Origin of the sequence: Nocardioides sp. GCM10027114 (assembly GCF_042659625.1) — a bacterium.
Lineage (GTDB): Bacteria > Actinomycetota > Actinomycetes > Propionibacteriales > Nocardioidaceae > Nocardioides.
In genome coordinates, this window is the sequence record NZ_JBHSSS010000003.1 from 81,694 (window position 1) to 100,975 (window position 19,282).

Here is a 19,282-nt window from a genome sequence, read left to right on the forward strand (position 1 = left end):
GGCCCACCTATTGGATCGATCAACGCTGAACGCCTTGCGCGACGGCCGTCTGGGCTCGCGGTCTGCGGCGGATCGAAGGGGGCGCGGAGAACAGTACTGCTTAGGACTTTTCCGGATCGAAGCGGGCCACCACGTCCCACGCCTGCTCCTTGGTGAGGTTCTCGAGCAGCACCCGGGCGCCGAAGAACTCGGTCACCGGCGTCGGCAGCATCACGACCTGGTTCTCGTCGAGGATCAGCACCACCGCCCCGCTGGCCGTCGCCTCGGCGACCGAGCGACGTACTGCCCGCCGGTCCTCGGGCGCGAAGCGGAGGGACGCAGTCCAGCTGGTGTTCCCGTCGGCCGAGTCCATGCGCGCCTCGGCGAGCGTCACCTGCTTGACCTTCCCGAACGCGAGGTAGGTGCGCTCGCCGTCCAGTGAGCAGACCCGGCCACGACCCTCGACCGGGTCGCACGTCTGCCCGCTGTAGACGATGCGTCCCGCCTGCACCGTGACGGCGCGCCGGCCCTCGAAGTGGGGGCGCCCGCTGTCGAGCACGAGGGTCGGCTCCTCCCCGGCCGACCGTGCCGGTGACTCGGTCGACGTGCAGCCCAAGAGGCCCAGCAGCAGCGCGAGCGTGACCGCGACACCCGCCACCACGGGGGGCGTGGTGGTGGTCGGTCGGGGGTGCCGACGCGTGGGGGCGGTCACACTCCGATCCTCCCAGCCGCACTGATTTAGGCAACGCCGAACAGGTCCGCTATTCTCGTCCAGTCGTTCGGCCCGCCGGGCGGCATGCGCCCGTAGCTCAACGGATAGAGCATCTGACTACGGATCAGAAGGTTTGGGGTTCGAATCCCTACGGGCGCGCAGATCGAAGCCGCAGGACCGCCACGGTCCTGCGGCTTCATTCATTTCCGGGGTGAGGATCGCCGGCCGCACGTCGACGCCGTGGAGCAGCGCGTGGTGGGTCAGGCCCACGCCCTCCTGCGGTGCCTCCGCGCAGTCGACGGCTGCTGCGCGTACGTCGCCGTAGATCCCGACGTAGCCCCAGCCCACCAGCCCCGCCGGCCCCTTCCTCGGCGGCGCTGCAGTCCGTGAGCAGCGCCGCGACGGCGGCGACGGCGATGGCGACGAGGGTCCTTCGCATGGCGCCTCCTGTCGCGCGGTTCGCGCACGTCCGTGCCTGCTGGTCAGGGTGCTCCGTCCCGCCGCACGGGGCATCGGATCTTCCTGACTTGACTGGGCCGCAAAGGTCCGTACATTAGATACCCCAGAGGGTATCCAAGCGAGAGCGAGAGAGGCTCCCCATGCAGATCCATTCCTTCCGCACCCCCGGGCTCGGGGACCAGACCTACCTGCTCGAGCACGAGGGCAAGGCCGTCCTGGTCGACCCGCAGCGCGACATCTCCCGCTTCCTCGACGAGGCGGCCGCACGCGACCTCGACCTGCGCTTCGTCCTCGAGACCCACCTCCACAACGACTACGTCTCCGGCGCCGAGCAGGCCGCGCGGCGCACGGGCGCCGAGCTGGTGCTCCCGGCCGCCGCAGCCGCGGCGTACCGCTACACGCCCGCGTTCCACCTCGAGGAGCTCAAGGGCGAGGGCGGCCTGTCCATCCGCCCGCTGCACACCCCCGGGCACACCCCGGAGCACACGAGCTACGTGATCCTGCTCGACGGCAAGGAGGTCGCGGTCTTCTCCGGCGGCAGCCTGCTCGTCGGCTCCGCGGGCCGCCCGGACCTCCTCGGCCCGGAGCGTGCCGAGACGCTGGCGCGCCTGCAGCACCAGTCGCTTCACCGACTGGCCAAGCTGCCCGGCGAGGTGGAGCTGCTGCCGACCCACGGTGAGGGCTCCTTCTGCACCTCCACCGGCGCCGGCAAGTACACCTCCACGATCGCCGACGAGGTCGCCAGCAACCCGCTGCTCCAGATCGAGGACCCGGACGACATGGCCAAGGAGATGCTCCGGATGCCGATGCCGATCCCGGGCTTCTACCAGTACATGGGCCCGACCAACACGCTCGGCGTCAAGCCGATGCCGGAGGAGAAGAAGCCGTCGCTCACCGCCGAGGAGCTGCGCCGAAGCGACCTGCACGTCGTCGACATGCGGCCGCGCGAGCGGCAGGCCCTCGGCCTGGTCCACGGCAGCGTCGGCATCGAGATGGGCATCGACTTCGGCAGCTGGGCCGGCTGGCTGGTGCCCTACAACCAGCCCGTCGCGATCGTCGCCGACCGCGACCAGGACGCCGAGGAGGCGGTCACCCAGCTTGCCCAGATCGGCTTCGACTCCGTCGAAGGCCTCGCCATCGACCTGCCGGTCGACGCGTTCGGCCCGGGCTTCGTCCTCGTCGACCTCGACGAGGCGAGGCGGCTGCAGGACGAGGGCATCCAGGTGCTCGACGTGCGCATGCCGAGCGAGCTCGAGCAGGTCCGCCTCCCCGGCGCCGTCGAGCGGTTCGCCGCCGACGTCTTCACCCAGGGCGTCCCGGAGGGGCTCGACCCCGAGAAGCCGGTGCTCGTCGGCTGCGCCAGCGGCCGCCGCGCCTCGATCGCCGCCAGCCGCCTGGTCGCGGCAGGGTTCGCCGACGTCCGGGTCCTCACCGGCGCCGGCATCCCCGACCTCGCCGGTGTGGCCGCCTGACCCGGCAGCCGCCCAGAACCCGCACCCGAAGCACGAAGAACACAGGAGCAGTACATGACCGAGTCCACCGTCCAGAGCATCGGCGTCGCCGAGGCCCAGGCGCTGATGCAGCAGCCGAACACACTCGTCCTCGACGTACGGAGCCCCGGTGAGTTCGAGACCGCCCACATCGACGGGGCCGTCAACATCCCGGTCGACCAGCTCGACCCGCACCTGCGGCAGATCGTTCACAACGCCGGCGGCACCCTGGTGCTGGTCTGCCAGAGCGGTGGCCGCGCCGAGCAGGCGGCCACCAAGCTGAGCCGTGAGGGCAAGCAGGACCTCGTCCTGCTCGCCGGCGGCATGAACTCCTGGCTGGCCGCGAACGCGCCGGTGAAGCGCGGCGAGGTCGAGAAGTGGGCGCTCGAGCGCCAGGTCCGCCTGGTCGCGGGCAGCATCGTGCTCCTCGCGGTCGTGGCGAGCATCTGGGTCCCGGCGCTGAAGTGGGTCGCCGCCGCCGTCGGCTTCGGCCTCACCTTCGCCGCCGTCAGCAACACCTGCATGATGGGCAACCTGCTGGCCAAGCTGCCCTACAACCGCGGCGCCACCTGCGACATCGACCAGGCGCTGGCGCGGCTCGGCGCCCGTTGACGGGCCCGACCTTCGGGGCGGCCCTCACCTGCATCGACGGGCGCATCACCGGGCTCGTCGTCGAGCACCTGCGAACCACCTGGGGCGTCGACCACGTCGACGTGGTGACCACGCCCGGGCCGGAGACGTCCTCCGGACTGGCCGCGCCACACCTGTGGGAGGCGCTCCAGGTCTCCGTCGAGCGGCACGGCACGCATGACGTGGCCGTGGTGGGGCATACCGACTGTGCGGCCAACCCCGCCGCCGACGACGACCGTCGCAGCCAGATCCGCGACGCGGTCGCGGTCGCCCGCACCCGGCTGCCCGGGACCACGGTCACCGGGTGGCTGGCCCACACCCACGAACAGCGTCTGGAGGAGGTCGCGTGAGCGAGCAGACCACCACGACCGGCCGGACGGGCCGGCTGGCCACGTTCCTGCCGATCGTCGGCTGGCTGCCGTCGTACCGCCGTGCGGACGGGACCGCCGACCTGCGGGCGGGCGCCACCGTCGGCGTGCTCGTCGTGCCGCAGGCCATGGCCTACGCCGCACTGGCCGGCGTGCCCCCCATCGCGGGCCTGTACGCCGCCATGGTCAGCCTCGTCGTGTACGCCGTGTTCGGCACCAGCCGCTTCATCTCGGTCGGTCCGGTCGCGATCGACTCGCTGCTCACGGCGGCCGCGGTCGCGCCGCTGGCCGACGGCGACAGTGGCCGGTACGTCGCGCTGACGGCGCTGCTGACCCTGATGATCGGCGTGATGCAGGTCGGGGCGGGACTCGCCCGGCTGGGCGCCCTCGTCAACCTGCTGTCGGTGCCGGTGATCGCCGGCTTCACGAGCGCCGCCGCGCTCACCATCGGGCTGACGCAGGTCAAGGACCTGCTCGGCCTCGACCTCTCGGGCTCCAGCACCTCCTTCCTCGAGGCGATGGGCTCGGTCGTGCCCGCCCTCTCCAGCCTGGACCCGGTCACCACGACGCTTGGCGCGGCCTCCCTCGTGGCGCTGGTCGCGTTGAAGCGGTGGGCGCCCCGCGTGCCCGGGCCGCTGCTCCTCGTCGCGGTCGCGACGGTCCTGGTCGTCGTGCTGGACCTCCCGGTCACGCAGATCGGCGAGATCCCCTCGGGCATCCCGCTCCCGTCGTGGCCCGGCGGGGTGTGGGCGGACGTGACGGCGCTGCTGCCGGCTGCGGCGGCGATCGCGCTGATCAGCTACATGGAGTCCATCAGCACCGCGAGCGCCTTCGCCCGGCGGACCCGGACCCGGATCGACCCCGACCAGGAGCTGGTCGCGGTCGGCCTGGCCAACGGCTCGGCCGGCCTGATGCAGGGCATGCCCGTGGCCGGCGGCTTCTCCCGCGGCGCCGTGAACTTCAACGCCGGCGCCCGGACCCCGCTCTCGGGCGTGGTGGCGGCCGTCCTGGTCGCGATCAGCCTGCTCTTCCTGACGCCGCTGCTGGCGCAGATCCCGAAGGCGGTGCTCGCGGCGATCATCCTGGCCGCCGTGGGCAGCCTGGTGGACGTCAAGGGCGCCCGGGCGGTCGGCCGGATCCGTCGCAGCGACCTCGCCGCCCTGCTGGCGACCGCGCTGGCGACGCTGGCCCTGGGCCCGACCTGGGGCCTCGCCGTCGGCGTCGGCGTGAGCTTCGCGCTCTTCCTGCGGCACCTGAACCGGCCGCACATGCCGGAGCTCGGCTTCTCGCCGGAGCAGGGCGTCTTCCGCAACGTCCGTCGGCACGACGACGTCGTGACCCACCCCGAGGTGCTGGTCGTCCGCATCGACGCCCCGCTGTCGTTCGTCGGGGCGCGGGCGATCGCCGACGACCTCGCCGAGCGGCTGCGCGAGCGGCCCGGGGTCCGGTTCCTGGTCCTCGACGCCACGGCGATCACCGCGGCGGACTTCACCGGCGTCGAGATGCTCGGCGAGCTGGTCACCGACCTGGGCGAGACGGGTGTCGAGCTCTGGCTGGGCGGCGCCCGCGGGCCGGTGCGCGACGTCCTGTCCCGGGCCGACTGGTACGCCGCCCTCGAGGAGCAGGGCCGCAGCCGCGGCACGGTGGTCGAGGTGGTGCGGGCGCTCCCGCTCGACGCCGGCAGCCCGGCCGGCTGGCCGCTCCCGGCCGGCGCTCAGCCGGGCCCGGTGACGTCGACCTGGTAGGACTGCGAGCTCGACCAGTGGGCGGTGAGGCTGAACCGGCTGCCGCGGACGAGCGTGCGCCGGAACTCCACCGGCCGGTCGCCCGCATGGCCCGTCCGCTCGATCATCAGCGCGGCCTCGTCGTCCGCCATGGCGAGCAGCTCGCGCTGGCCGGCGGTGGGCAGCACCGCGCGGATCGTCTCCCGGCCACCGGACAGCCGCACCCCGGCCACGCGGTGCCACTCGTCGTACAGCGCGGTGTGGCTGAGGTCGGCCTCGAGCAGCGGCGCCGCCAGCTGGGGGTCGAGCCAGGCGCAGTCCCAGGCGAGCGGCTCCTCGTCGGCCCGCCGCAGCCGCTCGATGTAGACCAGCGGTGAGCCGGACCGCAGCTCGAGACGGTCCGCCACCACGTCGTCCTGCCGCTCCTCGACGACGAGCACCTCGCTGCGCTGCTCGATGCCGCGCCGCTCCAGCTCGTGGAAGAGTGAGTACATCGCGCCGAGGTCCTGCGCGATGAGACCCGGGGCGACGACGCTGGACCGGCCACGGGAGGACTGGATGACGCCCTCGCGACGCAGCCGGCCGAGGGCCTCGCGCACGGTGTGGCGGCTGACGCCGTAGGCCTCCATCAGCTCGAGCTCACCGGGGAAGGTCTCGGGGAACTCGGTCGCCTCGATCCGCCGCACCAGGTCGTCATGGAGCTGCTGCCACAGCGGTGCCGACGCGGTGCGGTCCAGGGTGCGGGGGCCCTTGGTCCGGGGTGTCATCGGCCGGCCCTCCCTCCTCGTGCCCTGCTCGTGCCCTACTCGTGCCCTACTCGCGGTCGTGCTCGTCGTCCCGCTCGCGCGTCGAGCGAGTGTAGTCAACGGGCTCGTCCGCGAAGACCGACTCGACCAGCTGCTGCCACTGCGGCTGCACACCCGAGATGGACACCTGCACGTCGCCGCGGCCGAGGTCGCGGCAGATGGCGCGCAGGACCAGCGCGCCGGTGAGGTCGATGCGCCCCAGCCGCTGGAGCTCGAGCCGCACCCGGCTGACCTGCGGGCGGTCGGCGATCTCGCTGATGATCCGGGTCTCCAGCCGCGGTGCCGAGCCGAAGTAGAGGACCCCCTGCGGGCGGACGTGCAGGGTGGAGCCACGGCGCCAGATCTCCACGTCGAGCCGGAGCTCGCGCCACAGGTGGACGGCGAGCGAGACGGCGACGCCGGCCACGACCCCCCACTGGACCTGCGGCGCTGCCAGCAGCGAGACCGCGAGCGTCACCATCGCGACCGCGAACTGGGCGCGCGACATCCGCCAGGTCCGGAAGACCGGCCGCGGGTTGAGCAGCGGCAGGACCGACACCACGACCAGGCCGGCGAGGGCCGCGGTCGGCAGCCCGGCCAGCACGTCGGCCACCGGCAGCACCGCGGCCACGCAGAGGCCGGTGACGGCGCCGCTCCAGCGGGTCCGGGCCCCGGACAGCCGGTTGAGGGCCGAGCGGGAGAAGGAGCCGCCCACGGGGTAGCCGCCGAACAGCCCGGAGCCGAGGTTGGCGAGCCCCTGCCCGACGAACTCACGGTCGGGGTCCCAGGGGGAGCGGTCGACGCCGGCGTACTGCCGGGCGATCGACGCCGGCTCGGCGAAGCCCACGAACGCGATCACCACCGCCGGCACCAGCAGCTGGGGGACTGCCGACCACGGCAGGTCCAGCTGCGGCGCCGGGAGGCCGCTCGGCAGCGACCCGACGACCGCGGCGTCCAGCGACCAGAGGTGCACGGCGAGGGCGGCCAGCACCGAGCCGACCAGTGCGGCGGGCAGCAGCGGGTCGACCCGCCGACCGACCAGCACGAGTGCGCCGACGACCGCCCCGATCACCAGCGACGCGGGCTGCCATGCCCCGGGGTCGGTCAGCGCGGCCGCCGCCCGGACGACCGGGTTGTCCGACTCGGGCGGGACGCCGAGCAGGGCGGGGACCTGCGAGCCCACGATCATCACCGCGGCCGCCAGGGTGAACGCCGCCACCACAGGCTGGCTCATCAGGTAGGCGACGACACCGGTGCGGGTGACGCCGACGAGGAACCGCACCGCGCCGACCAGCAGGGCCAGCAGCGCCGCGAGGGCGACGTACTCGGCCGTGTCGGAGGAGGAGAAGGGCGCGAGGGCGCCGAGCACCAGCAGGCTGGTCAGCGCCACCGGGCCGGTCTGGAGGTACGGCGAGGAGCCGACCGCCGCGGCGAACACCGGCGCGGCCGCGGCGGCGTAGAGGCCCACCTGGGGCGGCAGGTCCGCCAGCGCGGCGTAGGCGATGGCCTGCGGCACCAGCACCAGCGCGACCGTGACGCCTGCGACGAGGTCGCCCCGCCGGGGCGGGGTGACGTGCAGCCGGGCCCTGGTCAAGGCGTGCTCCGTGCGCTCGTTGTTCGTCAGCCCTCGTCGACGAGGTAGGCGCGCCGCTTGGGCATGACCGGGCGCATCATGAACTCGGGGCGCCGCTGCCCGCCGGGGCCGAGGGTCGCGCGGGTGAGCGCGAGCCACTCCTCGTAGACCTCCGCCGACTTCGACGTGTCGACCACGACGTCGCCGTACTCGTCGTCGGGGTGGGCCTTCTCCACGGTCACCTTCTGCAGCCAGCAGTGCATGCCGGACCACGGGTCGGGCTGCACCGGGAAGGTGAGGTTCTGGTGGACGCCCGGGTCGTCCCAGTAGATGCGGCCGGAGTCGGGGTCCTCGGACGGGAAGGGTTTGATGCCCTCGGTGTAGCGCAGCCGCCACCGGGTGCCGTCGTGGTCGAGGTCGACCTTGCCCATCGTCCACCGCGACCCCTCGCCGTCGCGCAGCCGCCAGCGGCCCATGTGGTGGGAGAGCGCGATGACGCCGGGCCGGATGCCGTCGGTGGCCCACACCCGGGCGACGAAGTGGCCGATCCGGGTCGAGATCCGCACCAGGTCGCCCGTGTCGACCCCGAGCGCGCGGGCGTCGGCGGCGTTGGTCCACAGCGGGTGGCTGTTGGAGATCTCGTTGAGGTACTTCGCGTTGCCGGACCTGGTGTGGATCATCGTGGGCAGCCGGAACGTCGGCACCAGCACCCGCTCGCCGGCGGCCAGGTCGACCTGGCGGCGGGAGACGTGCGACTCGATGTAGCCGGGGGTGGCGTGCTCGGGCCAGCCCCAGTCCCGCATCGCGGTGGAGTAGACCTCGAGCCTCCGGCTCGGGGTGAGCCAGCCCTGGGTGCGCGACCCGTCGTCGTGGACGAGGCCGACCGCGCCCGCCTCGCCCACCAGCGGCACCTGGGTCTCGAGGTCGACCGGCTTGCGCAGCACGCCGTCGGCGTCGGGGACGGCGCCCTCGCACTCGGCGTCGGAGAGCTGCCGCTCGTCGATGCGGTAGAGGTCCTTGGCGACCTCGACCACGCCGTACCGGCGCATGTACTGCAGGGGCGTGAGCCCCTCGGCGGCCGCCTTCTCCGGCAGGCCGGGGACGTTGTGGTCGAACACGTGGCCGTAGTACTCGTCGACGGTTATCCGCTCGCCGGGCCGCGTCGGGGACTCGAAGTACTTCCGGATGCCGAGCGAGCCGTCGGGGTCGATGCGCCAGGAGAGCTCGAACCAGAACTCGGTCTCCTCCCAGACCTCACCGGGGTTCCAGTCGCGGCTGTCGCCGAAGGACTTCCCGTCGGGCGGGGTCCCGCCGAGCTTCTCCATGGCGACCCGGCGCACCGGCTGCCGGAAGCCGAGCCACTTGCCGGCGTGCGTCTCGTAGGAGTGGGTGTCGTGCCGCTCGGTGGAGTGGCCCATCGGCAGCACGTAGTCGGCGAACTCCGCGGTCTCCGACCAGGTCGGGGTCAGTGCGACGTGGCAGCCGACACGCCCCTCGTCGGTCAGCGCCTCCAGCCACGAGAAGCCGTCGGGGTTCGTCCAGATCGGGTTGTAGACCCGCGAGAAGTAGACGTCGAGCTTGCCGCGGCCCTCGCGCAGGAAGTGGGGGAGCAGGATCGAGAGCTCGTTGGTGGCGAGGGGGTACTCGCGCGGCCAGGTCAGCTCGTTCCAACGGTCGTGGCCGCCGGGCATGTTCGGGCCGTGCGGGATGATCTTGTCCCAGCCGTTGGGGCTGGTGCCGCCCTCGGTGCCCACCGACCCGGTCAGCACGACGAGGAACATGAGGGCGCGCGACACCATCCAGCCGCCGCGGTTCCCCGCGGTGGCGCTCCGCCACACGTGGGCCGAGAGCCGGCCGTCCGCCTCCGCCACGATCTCCGCGAGCTCGCGGACCTGCTCGACGGGGATGTCCGCCTCCTCGGCGGCGTACTCGAACGTGTAGCGCTGGTAGTCGGCGGTGAGCCGTTCGCAGAAGGTGTCGAAGTCGACCGGGGCGTCGGGGTGGAGGTTCTCCAGGTAGGTGCGCCAGTTGAGCCAGCGGCGGAGGAAGTCGCGGTCGTAGCGCCCCTCGCGCAGCAGGTACGCCGCCACGGCGAGCAGGATCGCGGCCTCGGAGCCGGGCCACGGCGTGAGCCACGCGTCGGCGTGGGAGGCGGTGTTGGAGAGCCGGGGGTCGAGGACGACCAGCTTCGCGCCGTTCTGCTTGGCGGTCATGATCCGCTGCGCGTGCGGGTTGAAGTAGTGGCCGGTCTCGAGGTGGCTGGAGAGCAGCAGCACCACCTTGGCGTGGGCGTAGTCCGGCGACGGCCGGTCGTAGCCGCCCCAGAGGCTGTAGCCGAGGCGGGCGCCGGCGGAGCAGATGTTGGTGTGGGAGTTGTGGCCGTCGACGCCCCAGGCGAGGAGGAACCGCTCGGCGAAGCCGTCCTCGCCCGGCCGGCCCACGTGGTACATGACCTCGTTGTGCCGGTCCTCCGAGATCGCCTTCCGGATCCGGCCGGCGATGTCGTCGAGGGCCTCGTCCCAGCTGACCCGCTCCCACTGGCCGCCGCCGCGCTCGCCGGTCCGCCGCAGCGGGTGGAGGATGCGCTCGGGGTCCTCGATCTGGTTGAGCGTCGCCGGCCCCTTGGCGCAGTTGCGGCCCCGGCTGCCGGGGTGGGCCGGGTTGCCCTCGACCTTCTTGATCGAGAGGTCGTCCTTGTCGACGTACGCCAGCAGCCCGCAGGCGGACTCGCAGTTGAAGCAGGTGGTGGGGACGAGCATGTAGTCGCGCGGCTCGCGGGTCTTCGGGTCCCGCTGCGTGTGGTGGTCCCACTCCTCGACGGGCGGGAAGTTGCGAAGGCCCCACCGGGAGCGCTCGCCGGGGAGCGGGTGGGAGCTGGTGCGGTCGGCTTCCGTGGTCACGAGAGCGGGACCTCCTGGGCGGCACGGACGAAGACGTGCTCGTAGGCGACGAGGGACGGCTGGACGAGCAGGGCGCCCAGGACCGCGAGGGCGTCCGCGCCGGTGAGCAGGAAGAGCGCCACGCACGCCAGCGCCACCAGGCCGGCCACCAGCGATGCGTGGTACGTCGCGGCGTGGCGGCCGCGGGTCATCAGGGTCCGCGCGGCCCGGGCGTTCGCGGTGCCGTGGTCGTTGCCCGCCCAGCCGTGCTCGAGGAGCGTGATGGCGAGGTGCCAGACCAGGCCCACCGCCGTCGCGGCGGCGAGCAGCGTCCGCAGGTCGTCGGTGGAGCCGGTGAGGTACGACAGCAGCAGGAGGGCGCCGCCGCCGACCATCACCGCCTGCGCCAGCAGGTGCCAGAACAGCCACGGCGACTGCCACAGGTCCCGACCCTCGGCCTGGCCGAACAGGAAGGCTGTGTAGCCGGCGGTGAGCGCACCCGCCACGACCCCGACGGCCATCACGAACGGCAACGGCCCGTCGACGTCGAGCAGCGCGAGCAGGAACCACAGGAAGGAGACGCCGGCGGCCGCGGCGAGGACGAAGCCGCCCTTCACGAGCCAGGAGCTCAGGTGGGGCCGGGTCATCAGGTAGAGGAAGCGCTCGGGGCGCTTGAGGTCCGCGATGAGCAGCACCGCCGTGGCGAGCAGGCCGGCCATCGCCACGAGGGGAGTGACCACGTCGACCAGGGTCTCGTTGCCGACGTCGACCGCGCCGGTGAGGGCGGCCACCGGCGCGATCATCATGGCGCCCGCCGCGACGCCCTTGGTCCACAGGTAGGACGTCACCTTCCAGCCCCACACGACCGGGTGGGCGGTGTTGAGGGTGGTGCGGGCGTTGGTGGCCGGGTCCACCGGCAGGTCGCGGGCGACAGCGGTGCGCAGGCTGTCGGGCTGCGCCCAGATGTAGCTGCTGTCCACCGGGGCGGCCAGCGGGTCGAGCACCGCGGGCGAGGCGCCGACGTAGTGGACGTTGGGGCCGGTGCCCTGCTCGGGCGCGCGTACCTGCGTCTCGTTGGAGGCGACGAACCGGGAGATCGCGCTGTCCGCGTCGTCGAGGTCGCCCACCCAGATGGACTCGGTGGGGCAGACGACCACGCATGCCGGCTCGAGCCCGTCGTCGACCCGGTGCGCGCAGAAGTTGCACTTCGCGGCGGTGTGGGTGTCCTCGTCGATGTAGAGGGCGTCGTACGGGCAGGCCTGCATGCAGGCCTTGCAGCCGATGCACACCGAGTTGTCGAAGTCGACGATGCCGTCCTCGCGCTTGAACAGCGCCTCGGTCGGGCAGATGGTCACGCAGGGGGCGTCGGTGCAGTGGTTGCACCGCAGCACCCCGAAGTCGCGGGTCGACTCGGGGAAGGTGCCGGAGTCGACGTACTTGACCCAGGTGCGGAACTGACCGAGCGGGACGCCGTGCTCGGTCTTGCAGGCCACCGTGCAGGCGTGGCAGCCGATGCAGGTCCGGTGGTCGATGGCGAATCCGTACTGCACCTGGGGTCCTCCCTCGGCCCGCTGCGCCCGTCGCGGCGCACTGCTGGTGCGTCGAGGCTAGCCGCGGCGTGACCCGCACCACAAGCATTTGTCCGTTCATTTTCTCCGGGGGATGGGGGGTGGGGGTTCAGGTGGGCGGCGGAGCCGTGGCACACTCCTCCAAAGATCTTTGGAGGATGAGATGAATGAGTCGCGGGACCGCCTCTTCGACGAGCTCGCCGTCGTCGGCAAGGCCTTCGGCAGCGCCAAGCGGCTGCAGCTCGTCGAGCTGCTCGCCCAGGGCGAGCGCGGGGTCGAGGAGCTGGCCCGGACCGCCGACATGGGGGTGACCACCGTGTCGGCGCACCTCCAGGTGCTCAAGGCCTCCAACCTGGTGGCCACCCGCCGGGTCGGCACCCGGGTCCTCTACCGGCTGGCCGGCGACGACGTCGCCGCGTTGTACGCCGCGATGCGGGCGGTCGCCACGGAGCGGTCCGCCGACGTGGCCCGCGCCCTCGACTCCTACCTCAACGTCCCGGGGGACGACACCGTCGGCGTGATGACGCGGCAGGAGCTGCGGGATGCCCTGGAGTCCACGGATCTCGTGCTCCTCGACGTCCGTCCCGCCGAGGAGTTCGCCGCGGGCCACATCCCGGGCGCCCGGAGCGCGCCGCTCGGGACGCTCGAGGAGCTCGCGGCGACGCTGGGCGCCAACCCGGGCGCGACGGTGGGCATCGTGACCTACTGCCGCGGGAGCTTCTGCGTCATGGCGCACGACGCCGTGCGCGTGCTCGGCGCCCACGGCGTCCGCGCGACCAGGCTCGAGGGCGGGATGCTGGAGTGGCGCAGCGAGGGCCTTCCGGTCGAGGCGGGCGCCTCGTGACCGGCCTCGCCTCCATGCGCGCCTGGTCCGGCCGGCGCTGGGCCACGGCGACCGGCACCGCGGTGACGGTCGTCCTCCTGGTCGCTGTCCCGACCGACCTGGTCGACACCCCCTTCTTCTCCCGAGAGATCCCGCCCACGTGGTGGGCGTGGCCGGGCCTGCTGCTGACCGCCGTGCTGGGCGGCCTCGTCGCCGCCACCTACGTCGACGCGGCTCCGGGCGCGCAGGCCACCACACCCGGCAGCCCGGGCGCGGCCGGGGCGCGACCGCGCACCGCCGGCTGGTGGGGCGGGGTCCTCACCTTCCTCGCCGTCGGCTGCCCGGTGTGCAACAAGGTCGTGCTCCTGCTGCTCGGCACGTCCGGGGCGCTGACCTGGTTCGAGCCGCTCCAGCCGCTGCTGCAGGTCGTCGCCGTCCTGCTGCTCGGCGCCGCCCTCGTCGTCCGGCTGCGCGGCGAGGTCGCGTGCCCGGTGGACCTGTCCCCGATGTCGACCGGACCCGGCCGGGTCCGTGGAGAAGGAGCCTGACGTGAGCAACCGGAACCGGGCAGTGTTCCCGGCAGTGGTGGCCCTGGCCGCCGCACTCGTGGCCGCCGTGATCGTGGGGGTGCAGGTCCTCACCTCGGGAGGTGGCGGAGCGAGCGGCGGGACCGGCGGCACCGACGCCGCGGAGGGCCCGCCGGACGGCTGGCAGCAGCTGGTGCGCGCCGAGCCCGGCGACCCGATGGCCCGCGGCGACGTGGACGCTCCCGTCGTGCTGATCGCCTACTCGGAGTTCCAGTGCCCCTTCTGCGGCAAGTTCGCCCGTGACACCGAGCCCGAGCTCGTCGAGGAGTACGTCGACGAGGGGATCCTGCGCATCGAGTGGAAGGACTTCCCCTACCTCGGGCCCGAGTCGCACACCGCCGCCCTCGCCGGCAGGGCGGCTGCCGAGCAGGACGCCTTCTGGGCGTTCCACGACGCCATGTACGCCGACCAGCTGCCGCCCAACAGCGGTGACCTCGACGAGGACCACGTCGCCGCGGTGGCCGAGGACATCGGCCTCGACGTCGACCGCTTCCTCGAGGACATGCGCAGCGACGCCGCCGAGCGCGCCGTCGACCGCGACTTCGCCGAGGGTCAGGCGATCGGCGTGACGGGCACGCCGACCTTCGTCGTCAACGGCGTCCCGGTCGTCGGTGCCCAGCCGATCGACGTGTTCCGGCAGGTGATCGAGGACGAGGCGGCGAAGGCCGGGGCCGGGGGATGACCGAGGTCACCACGCTGGCGGCGGTCGCCGCCGGGGTGCTGGCACTGCCGTCGCCGTGCAGCGCACTGCTGCTTCCCTCGTTCTTCGCCTACGCGTTCGCGAGCCCGACGGCCCTCGTGGGGCGCACCGCGGTGTTCTACCTCGGGCTCGCGTCCACCCTCGTGCCGCTCGGGGTCGGGGCCAGTGCGGCGTCGACGCTCTTCTACGGACACCGGGCGCTGCTGATCTCCGTCGCGGGCTGGACCGTCATCGGCCTGGGAGTTCTCCAGATCCTCGGTCGCGGCTTCGCGGTGCCGGGGGTCGGACGGCTGCACGCCGGGGTCATGGGGCGCGATGGCGCCCGGTGGCTGTCGACCTACCTCCTCGGGTCGGTCTACGGTCTCGCCGGCTTCTGCTCCGGCCCCGTGCTCGGCGCGATCCTCACCGTGGCAGCCACGAGGGACACCCCGGTCGCAGGCGGCCTGCTGCTGGCGGCGTACGCGTTCGGGATGACGGTCCCCCTCTTCCTGCTGGCGCTGGCGTGGACCCGGTTCGACCTCGGCCGCCGCGGCTGGCTGCGGGGCCGCTCGGTGCGGCTGGGACCGGTCACCGCCCACACCACCTCGCTGGTGTCGGGACTGCTGCTCGTGGGCGTCGGCGTGCTGTTCGTGCGGTACGACGGAACCGCGGGGCTCACAGGGGCGCTGGGCCTCGGCGACACCACGGACCTCGAGTTCGCCGCCCAGCAGCTGGTCACCGAGTGGGCGGCCCGCGTCCCGGCGTGGGCACTCCCGCTGACGGTGGCCGCGGGCGCCGCGTGGGTGGCCTGGCGCCGCCGCGAGCCCGGGGGGCCGCGGAAGCAGGAGGAGCCGCGTCCCCTGGAGGGTGCGGACTCGTGAGCCGATACCGTCGGGGGTGTCGTTCCGCCGGACGCCGGGAGGGTTCGCGTTGACCGGTCGACCCGGTTCGGTCACCACGCTGGGGCTGCGGGAGAACCTGCCGCAGTTCCTCCTGCTGGTCGCGGTCAACGCGCTCGTCGGCGGCATGCTCGGCCAGGAGCGGACCGTGCTCCCGCTGCTCGCGCGCGACGAGTTCGGGCTCGACAAGTACACCGCCGTCCTCACCTACATCGTCGCCTTCGGGCTGGCCAAGGCGGCGTCGAACTACCTCGCCGGCACCTGGGCCGACCGCTTCGGCCGCAAGCCGGTGCTGGTCGCCGGCTGGCTGATCGCGCTGCCGGTGCCGCTGATGCTGATCTGGGCACCCGAGTGGTGGGTCGTGGTCGTCGCCAACGTGTTGCTCGGCGTCAGCCAGGGCCTCACCTGGTCCATCACCGTGATCATGAAGATCGACCTCGTGGGGCCGCACCGGCGCGGTCTGGCGATGGGCTTCAACGAGGCCGCGGGCTACATGGCGGTCGCGGGCACCGCCCTGCTGACCGGCTACCTCGCCGAGGCCTACGGCCTGCGGCCCGCGCCTTTCCTCGTCGGGGTCGCGTTCGCCGCGATCGGGCTCGGGCTGTCGGCCCTCGTCGTGCGCGAGACCCACGGGCACGCCCGGCTCGAGGCCGGGAGCCACCCCGCGCCGGAGTCCGGCGAGGGCACGCGGCTGACGGACGGCGAGGTCTTCCGCCGCACCAGCGCGACCGAGCCGGCCCTCTCCTCGGCCAGCCAGGCGGGCCTCGTGAACAACCTGAACGACGGCGTGGCGTGGGGCCTGTTCCCGGTCCTGTTCGCCACGTCCGGGCTCGCGGTCGGCCAGATCGGCATCCTCACCGCTCTCTACCCCGCGGTGTGGGGCCTCGGCCAGCTGGTGACCGGGGGCCTCTCCGACCGCTGGGGCCGCAAGGGGCTGATCGTGGCCGGCATGCTCGTGCAGGCGGTCGGCCTCGGCCTCGTGGCCGCCGCCGACGACTTCGTCTGGTGGGCCGTCGCGGCGGTGCTGATCGGCGCCGGCACGGCCATGGTCTACCCGGTGCTGCTCGCCGTCATCGGCGACGTCGCCCACCCGTCGTGGCGGGCGCGGTCGGTGGGCGTCTACCGGCTGTGGCGCGACGGCGGCTTCGCCGTCGGCGCCCTGCTCGCCGGGGTCGTCGCCGACGCCTTCGGGATCCGGGCCGCCGTCTGGGTCGTCGCCGCCCTCACCGCCGCCTCCGGGCTGCTGGTGGCGGCGCGCATGTACGAGACCGGTCCCCGGTCGGCCCGGGACCGGGTCAGTCCGTGAGGTCGGTGCCCGGCTCGAGGTGCCCGGTGCGCCAGAGGCCCGGGTGGTCCGCCAGCCAGTGCTCGGCGTCGCGACGCCCCAGGGCGGCGGCCGCGTCGAAGAAGTCGGGGTCGAACAGCAGGTAGGAGAGCAGCTCGCCCTGCAGCGGGCTGTCGCTGCCGAGCAGCCGGTGCACGAGCTGCAGGTCGGGGTCGCCGAGCGTCCGGCGCAGCGTGCCGTGGTTGGCACGGAAGACCTCCATCGCCACCTCGGCCAGCTCGTCGCCCCGGTCGGGGGCGACCGCGACGTACGGCACCACCCGGTACGCCGGCCTGCCGCGCCGCTCCCGGTGCCGTGCGAGCGCGGGCGCGAGGTCGTCGTCCCCGGCGAGCGCGTTGACCTCGGCCAGCCGTCGCAGGTCGTGGCGCATCGGGTCGTCCATCACCGCCCCCAGCAGGGTCGCGCCGCTGTCGCCCAGGTCGACCGCCTCGCGGTCGCGCTCCACGTCCGGCGCCGGCGGGCGCAGGCTGCCGGTGCCCACGGCCACCAGCCGGTCGGCGCCCAGCTCGAGCGCCGGGGCGAGCGGCACCCGCCGCCGCGTCGCGCCGTCGACGTACCAGCCGGCCGCCTCCTCCGGCTCGGTGACCTGCACCGACGGGAAGAGCGCCGGGATGGCCGCGGACGCCATCAGGTGCTCGACCGCGAGCCGCGTCGGGACGAACCCGCGGTGGTGCTCCCGGGGCGGGGTGGGCAGCCCGTCCGGGGCGCGGGCCGTCTCGGTGAAGAGGACGGACCGGCCGGTGCGCACCGAGGTCGCGGTGACCGCGGCGACGTCGACCCGCCCGGCGTCGACGTTGCGGTGCAGCTCGTCCCACGAGATCGACCGGGCCAGCGTCCGAGCCAGCGGCCCCGTGCCGACGAACCCGCGCAGGCGGAACGACGAGACCCCCAGCGTCTCGGTCGCGTAGCGGGCGAGGACCACCGGTGCCTGCCGCCACAGCGGCTGCATCACGTGCTTCTTGGTCGCGCCGGTCAGCACGTCGCGCAGCCGGGTGGCCTGCTCCTCGGCGTCGAGGTGCGCGGTCGCCGCCAGCGCCGCCGTGAGCAGCGCGCCGGCGCTGGTGCCGACGAGCACGGTCGGCCGTCGGCCGTCGGCGGCGAGCGCCGGGAGCAACGCCTCGAGGGCGCCCACCTGGTACGCCGACCGGGCGCCGCCCGCGTCCAGCACGAGGGCGGTCGTCGAGGAGCCTGCCGGGGTTCGTGACGGGACCATCTGTCGGAGGCTAGTCGGCCCGCTGCGGGCGTGGGCGGCATGCTTGGTGCCATGCGATTCACCGAGCACGAGCTGACCGCCGCCCTCACCGGCGCCGCCAAGACGGTGGTCGCGGCGCAGACCAAGGACGTGCGGCGCGGCAAGCGGGACGTCGAGGAGGTGTGGGAGGCCATGGACCGCTACGCGCGCTACCAGGTCCTCGACGCCCTCGGCGGTCAGCTGCTGCCGGTGCTCGTCGCGCTTCCCGACGTCGAGGTCGAGTCGGGGACCCGGCCGACGTTCACCGACGCGCAGATCACCGAGGCCGTCGAGCAGGTGATGGGCGAGGGCAAGGGGCTGCGCCGCAAGGTCGAGCTCCAGGCGAGGGTCGCGCTGGTGCGCGCCGCGCTCCAGCACGTCCCGCCGCGCAGCGACCCGGACGCGCTGATCGTCCCCGACCACCTGTAGCGCGCAGCCCCTCGCCGGGGCCGCCTCCGGGCACTACCGTCGAGCCATGACGCCTGCCAAGCTCCTCGTGGACGCGCTGTCCCGGGTCGTCGAGAACGCCGAGGCCGTGGTCGGCGGCCTGACGGAGGACGAGCTGGCCCACCGGCCGACCCCCGACGCCAACCCGATCGGCTGGCTGGTCTGGCACCTCGCCCGGGTGCAGGACGACCACGTCGCCCACGTGGCCGGCAGCGAGCAGGTGTGGACCGCGCAGGGGTACGCCGAGCGGGCGGGCCTGCCGCTCGACGAGCGCGACATCGGGTTCGGGCACACGTCGGAGCAGGTGGCGCTGGTGCGGCTGCCCGGCGAGCTGCTGCTCGACTACCTGCGTGCCGTCAACGCCCGCAGCGTGGAGTACCTCCGCACCCTGTCCGAGGCGGACCTCGACCGGGTCGTGGACCGTCGGTGGGACCCGCCGGTGACGCTCGGCGTCCGCCTGGTCAGCGTCGTCGACGACTGCGCGCAGCACGCCGGCCAGGCTTCGTACGTGCGCGGCCTGCTGGGGCGGTGAGCCCGGTCGCGAGTCGTCGGCCGGTCAGCGGGTCCGGGTGAGCGTCCCGGTGTAGTGGTCGGCGATGCCCGCCACCCCACCGGCGTCGAGCGGCTCGCCCACCAGGCTCCCGGCGCCGCGGAGCCCGGCGAGGGAGCCGTAGGAGTCGACGACGGACCAGGAACCCACGGACCCGCCCTGCCCGAACCGGGCGGAGAGACGGACCACGAAGCCGCCGCCCTGGTCGCACTGGATGTCGCGGACGCCGACGAAGACGCCGAGGAAGCCGCTGCCGGAGCCGGTGAAGGCGGCCCTCGCCATCACGTCGACCGAGGTCGCGGTCGGGCACTCGGCGAGGCTCGTGGTGACCTGCCCCGTGTCGCTGGTGAAGAGGCGGGTGTCGGTGAACTCGACGGGGACACGGCTTGCCGCGGCCGCCGGGGGAGGAAGCGTGACGGCGGTGGCCGCGACCACCGCCGCTGCGATCCGGACCGGCCTCCGCGTGAGCGTCGTGTGCATGACGGCCTCCCCATCCTGGTTGCTGGGCTCATCCAACGCCCGCGCTCCTTCGATCCGCACCCCCCCCATCAAGG

General features: G+C 73.5%; 18 protein-coding genes and 1 tRNA gene. 12 read left to right on the top strand and 7 right to left on the bottom strand.

What is annotated here, in order from left to right; translation table 11 throughout:
* Positions 1-100 precede the first annotated feature (100 nt).
* A complete protein-coding gene (locus tag ACFP2E_RS02620) occupies positions 101-691 on the bottom strand; it encodes a hypothetical protein (RefSeq protein WP_378522308.1) in 591 nt (196 codons plus the stop codon).
* A gap of 86 nt (positions 692-777) precedes the next feature.
* Between ACFP2E_RS02620 and ACFP2E_RS02625 the strand changes: the two genes are divergently transcribed.
* The 5 genes from ACFP2E_RS02625 to ACFP2E_RS02645 all read left to right on the top strand — a co-directional run bounded on the left by ACFP2E_RS02625 (position 778) and on the right by ACFP2E_RS02645 (position 5,383).
* Positions 778-850 (top strand) — tRNA-Arg (locus tag ACFP2E_RS02625).
* A 440-nt stretch (positions 851-1,290) separates the two neighbouring features.
* Positions 1,291-2,622, top strand: coding sequence for an MBL fold metallo-hydrolase (locus ACFP2E_RS02630; RefSeq protein ID WP_378522309.1), 1,332 nt, complete (start codon positions 1,291-1,293; stop codon positions 2,620-2,622).
* 54 nt (positions 2,623-2,676) lie between these two features.
* Positions 2,677-3,252 carry a rhodanese-like domain-containing protein gene (locus ACFP2E_RS02635; protein ID WP_378522310.1) on the top strand — a complete coding sequence of 192 codons (576 nt, stop codon included), beginning with the start codon at positions 2,677-2,679 and terminating at the stop codon, positions 3,250-3,252.
* The gene (locus ACFP2E_RS02640; RefSeq protein WP_378522311.1) at positions 3,249-3,620 is read left to right on the top strand and encodes a carbonic anhydrase; all 372 of its coding nucleotides are present in this window, start codon (positions 3,249-3,251) and stop codon (positions 3,618-3,620) included. Before ACFP2E_RS02635 ends, ACFP2E_RS02640 begins: the two co-directional genes overlap by 4 nt.
* Positions 3,617-5,383 (top strand): SulP family inorganic anion transporter, encoded by a 1,767-nt coding sequence (locus tag ACFP2E_RS02645; protein ID WP_378522312.1) that lies wholly within the window; start codon positions 3,617-3,619, stop codon positions 5,381-5,383. The genes ACFP2E_RS02640 and ACFP2E_RS02645 overlap by 4 nt, the downstream gene beginning before the upstream one ends.
* On the opposite strand, the gene ACFP2E_RS02650 is transcribed toward ACFP2E_RS02645, so the two are convergent.
* Genes ACFP2E_RS02650 through ACFP2E_RS02665 form a run of 4 tightly spaced genes read right to left on the bottom strand, consistent with a single transcriptional unit; the run spans position 5,353 to position 12,149 of the window.
* Positions 5,353-6,129, bottom strand: coding sequence for a GntR family transcriptional regulator (locus ACFP2E_RS02650; RefSeq protein WP_378522313.1), 777 nt, complete (start codon positions 6,127-6,129; stop codon positions 5,353-5,355). The two genes, ACFP2E_RS02645 and ACFP2E_RS02650, sit on opposite strands and share 31 nt — an antisense overlap.
* A gap of 46 nt (positions 6,130-6,175) precedes the next feature.
* On the bottom strand, positions 6,176-7,741 hold the full coding sequence (locus ACFP2E_RS02655) for a SulP family inorganic anion transporter (RefSeq protein WP_378522314.1): 1,566 nt from the start codon (positions 7,739-7,741) through the stop codon (positions 6,176-6,178).
* Between the two features lie 26 nt (positions 7,742-7,767).
* Positions 7,768-10,620, bottom strand: a complete 2,853-nt coding sequence (locus ACFP2E_RS02660; RefSeq protein ID WP_378522315.1) for a molybdopterin-dependent oxidoreductase — start codon at positions 10,618-10,620, stop codon at positions 7,768-7,770.
* Positions 10,617-12,149, bottom strand: coding sequence for a 4Fe-4S dicluster domain-containing protein (locus tag ACFP2E_RS02665; protein ID WP_378522316.1), 1,533 nt, complete (start codon positions 12,147-12,149; stop codon positions 10,617-10,619). The genes ACFP2E_RS02660 and ACFP2E_RS02665 overlap by 4 nt, the downstream gene beginning before the upstream one ends.
* A gap of 181 nt (positions 12,150-12,330) precedes the next feature.
* Here ACFP2E_RS02665 and ACFP2E_RS02670 point away from each other — a divergent pair, with 181 nt between their 5' ends.
* From ACFP2E_RS02670 to ACFP2E_RS02690, 5 genes are read left to right on the top strand one after another with little or no spacing between them, the layout of a single operon-like run.
* On the top strand, positions 12,331-13,011 hold the full coding sequence (locus ACFP2E_RS02670) for an ArsR/SmtB family transcription factor (RefSeq protein ID WP_378539262.1): 681 nt from the start codon (positions 12,331-12,333) through the stop codon (positions 13,009-13,011).
* A complete protein-coding gene (locus ACFP2E_RS02675) occupies positions 13,008-13,538 on the top strand; it encodes a hypothetical protein (RefSeq protein ID WP_378522318.1) in 531 nt (176 codons plus the stop codon). The genes ACFP2E_RS02670 and ACFP2E_RS02675 overlap by 4 nt, the downstream gene beginning before the upstream one ends.
* A 1-nt stretch (position 13,539) precedes the next feature.
* Positions 13,540-14,259, top strand: coding sequence for a DsbA family protein (locus ACFP2E_RS02680; protein WP_378522319.1), 720 nt, complete (start codon positions 13,540-13,542; stop codon positions 14,257-14,259).
* Positions 14,256-15,137 carry a cytochrome c biogenesis CcdA family protein gene (locus ACFP2E_RS02685; RefSeq protein WP_378522320.1) on the top strand — a complete coding sequence of 294 codons (882 nt, stop codon included), beginning with the start codon at positions 14,256-14,258 and terminating at the stop codon, positions 15,135-15,137. Before ACFP2E_RS02680 ends, ACFP2E_RS02685 begins: the two co-directional genes overlap by 4 nt.
* A 49-nt stretch (positions 15,138-15,186) precedes the next feature.
* On the top strand, positions 15,187-16,461 hold the full coding sequence (locus tag ACFP2E_RS02690) for an MFS transporter (protein WP_378522321.1): 1,275 nt from the start codon (positions 15,187-15,189) through the stop codon (positions 16,459-16,461).
* Here ACFP2E_RS02690 and ACFP2E_RS02695 read toward each other — a convergent pair.
* Positions 16,451-17,713 (bottom strand): patatin-like phospholipase family protein, encoded by a 1,263-nt coding sequence (locus ACFP2E_RS02695; RefSeq protein WP_378522322.1) that lies wholly within the window; start codon positions 17,711-17,713, stop codon positions 16,451-16,453. The two genes, ACFP2E_RS02690 and ACFP2E_RS02695, sit on opposite strands and share 11 nt — an antisense overlap.
* A 51-nt stretch (positions 17,714-17,764) precedes the next feature.
* On the opposite strand from ACFP2E_RS02695, the gene ACFP2E_RS02700 reads away from it, so the two are divergent.
* Together ACFP2E_RS02700 and ACFP2E_RS02705 are read left to right on the top strand one after the other, a co-directional pair.
* A complete protein-coding gene (locus tag ACFP2E_RS02700) occupies positions 17,765-18,160 on the top strand; it encodes a hypothetical protein (protein WP_378522323.1) in 396 nt (131 codons plus the stop codon).
* Between the two features lie 46 nt (positions 18,161-18,206).
* On the top strand, positions 18,207-18,710 hold the full coding sequence (locus ACFP2E_RS02705) for a DUF664 domain-containing protein (RefSeq protein ID WP_378522324.1): 504 nt from the start codon (positions 18,207-18,209) through the stop codon (positions 18,708-18,710).
* A 24-nt stretch (positions 18,711-18,734) separates the two neighbouring features.
* Here the strand turns inward: ACFP2E_RS02705 and ACFP2E_RS02710 are convergent, their stop codons facing one another.
* Positions 18,735-19,208 (bottom strand): hypothetical protein, encoded by a 474-nt coding sequence (locus ACFP2E_RS02710; RefSeq protein WP_378522325.1) that lies wholly within the window; start codon positions 19,206-19,208, stop codon positions 18,735-18,737.
* Between the last annotated feature and the right edge of the window lie 74 nt (positions 19,209-19,282).

What these genes read in the sequence shown, in the direction of transcription:
- ACFP2E_RS02630 (WP_378522309.1), top strand. Translation starts at nt 1,291, where the DNA reads ATGCAGATCCATTCCTTCCGCACCCCCGGGCTCGGGGACCAGACCTAC.
- ACFP2E_RS02635 (WP_378522310.1), top strand. Translation starts at nt 2,677, where the DNA reads ATGACCGAGTCCACCGTCCAGAGCATCGGCGTCGCCGAGGCCCAGGCG.
- ACFP2E_RS02650 (WP_378522313.1), bottom strand. Translation starts at nt 6,129, where the DNA reads ATGACACCCCGGACCAAGGGCCCCCGCACCCTGGACCGCACCGCGTCG.
- ACFP2E_RS02670 (WP_378539262.1), top strand. Translation starts at nt 12,331, where the DNA reads ATGAATGAGTCGCGGGACCGCCTCTTCGACGAGCTCGCCGTCGTCGGC.
- ACFP2E_RS02685 (WP_378522320.1), top strand. Translation starts at nt 14,256, where the DNA reads ATGACCGAGGTCACCACGCTGGCGGCGGTCGCCGCCGGGGTGCTGGCA.
- ACFP2E_RS02695 (WP_378522322.1), bottom strand. Translation starts at nt 17,713, where the DNA reads ATGGTCCCGTCACGAACCCCGGCAGGCTCCTCGACGACCGCCCTCGTG.
- ACFP2E_RS02700 (WP_378522323.1), top strand. Translation starts at nt 17,765, where the DNA reads ATGCGATTCACCGAGCACGAGCTGACCGCCGCCCTCACCGGCGCCGCC.
- ACFP2E_RS02705 (WP_378522324.1), top strand. Translation starts at nt 18,207, where the DNA reads ATGACGCCTGCCAAGCTCCTCGTGGACGCGCTGTCCCGGGTCGTCGAG.
- ACFP2E_RS02710 (WP_378522325.1), bottom strand. Translation starts at nt 19,208, where the DNA reads ATGCACACGACGCTCACGCGGAGGCCGGTCCGGATCGCAGCGGCGGTG.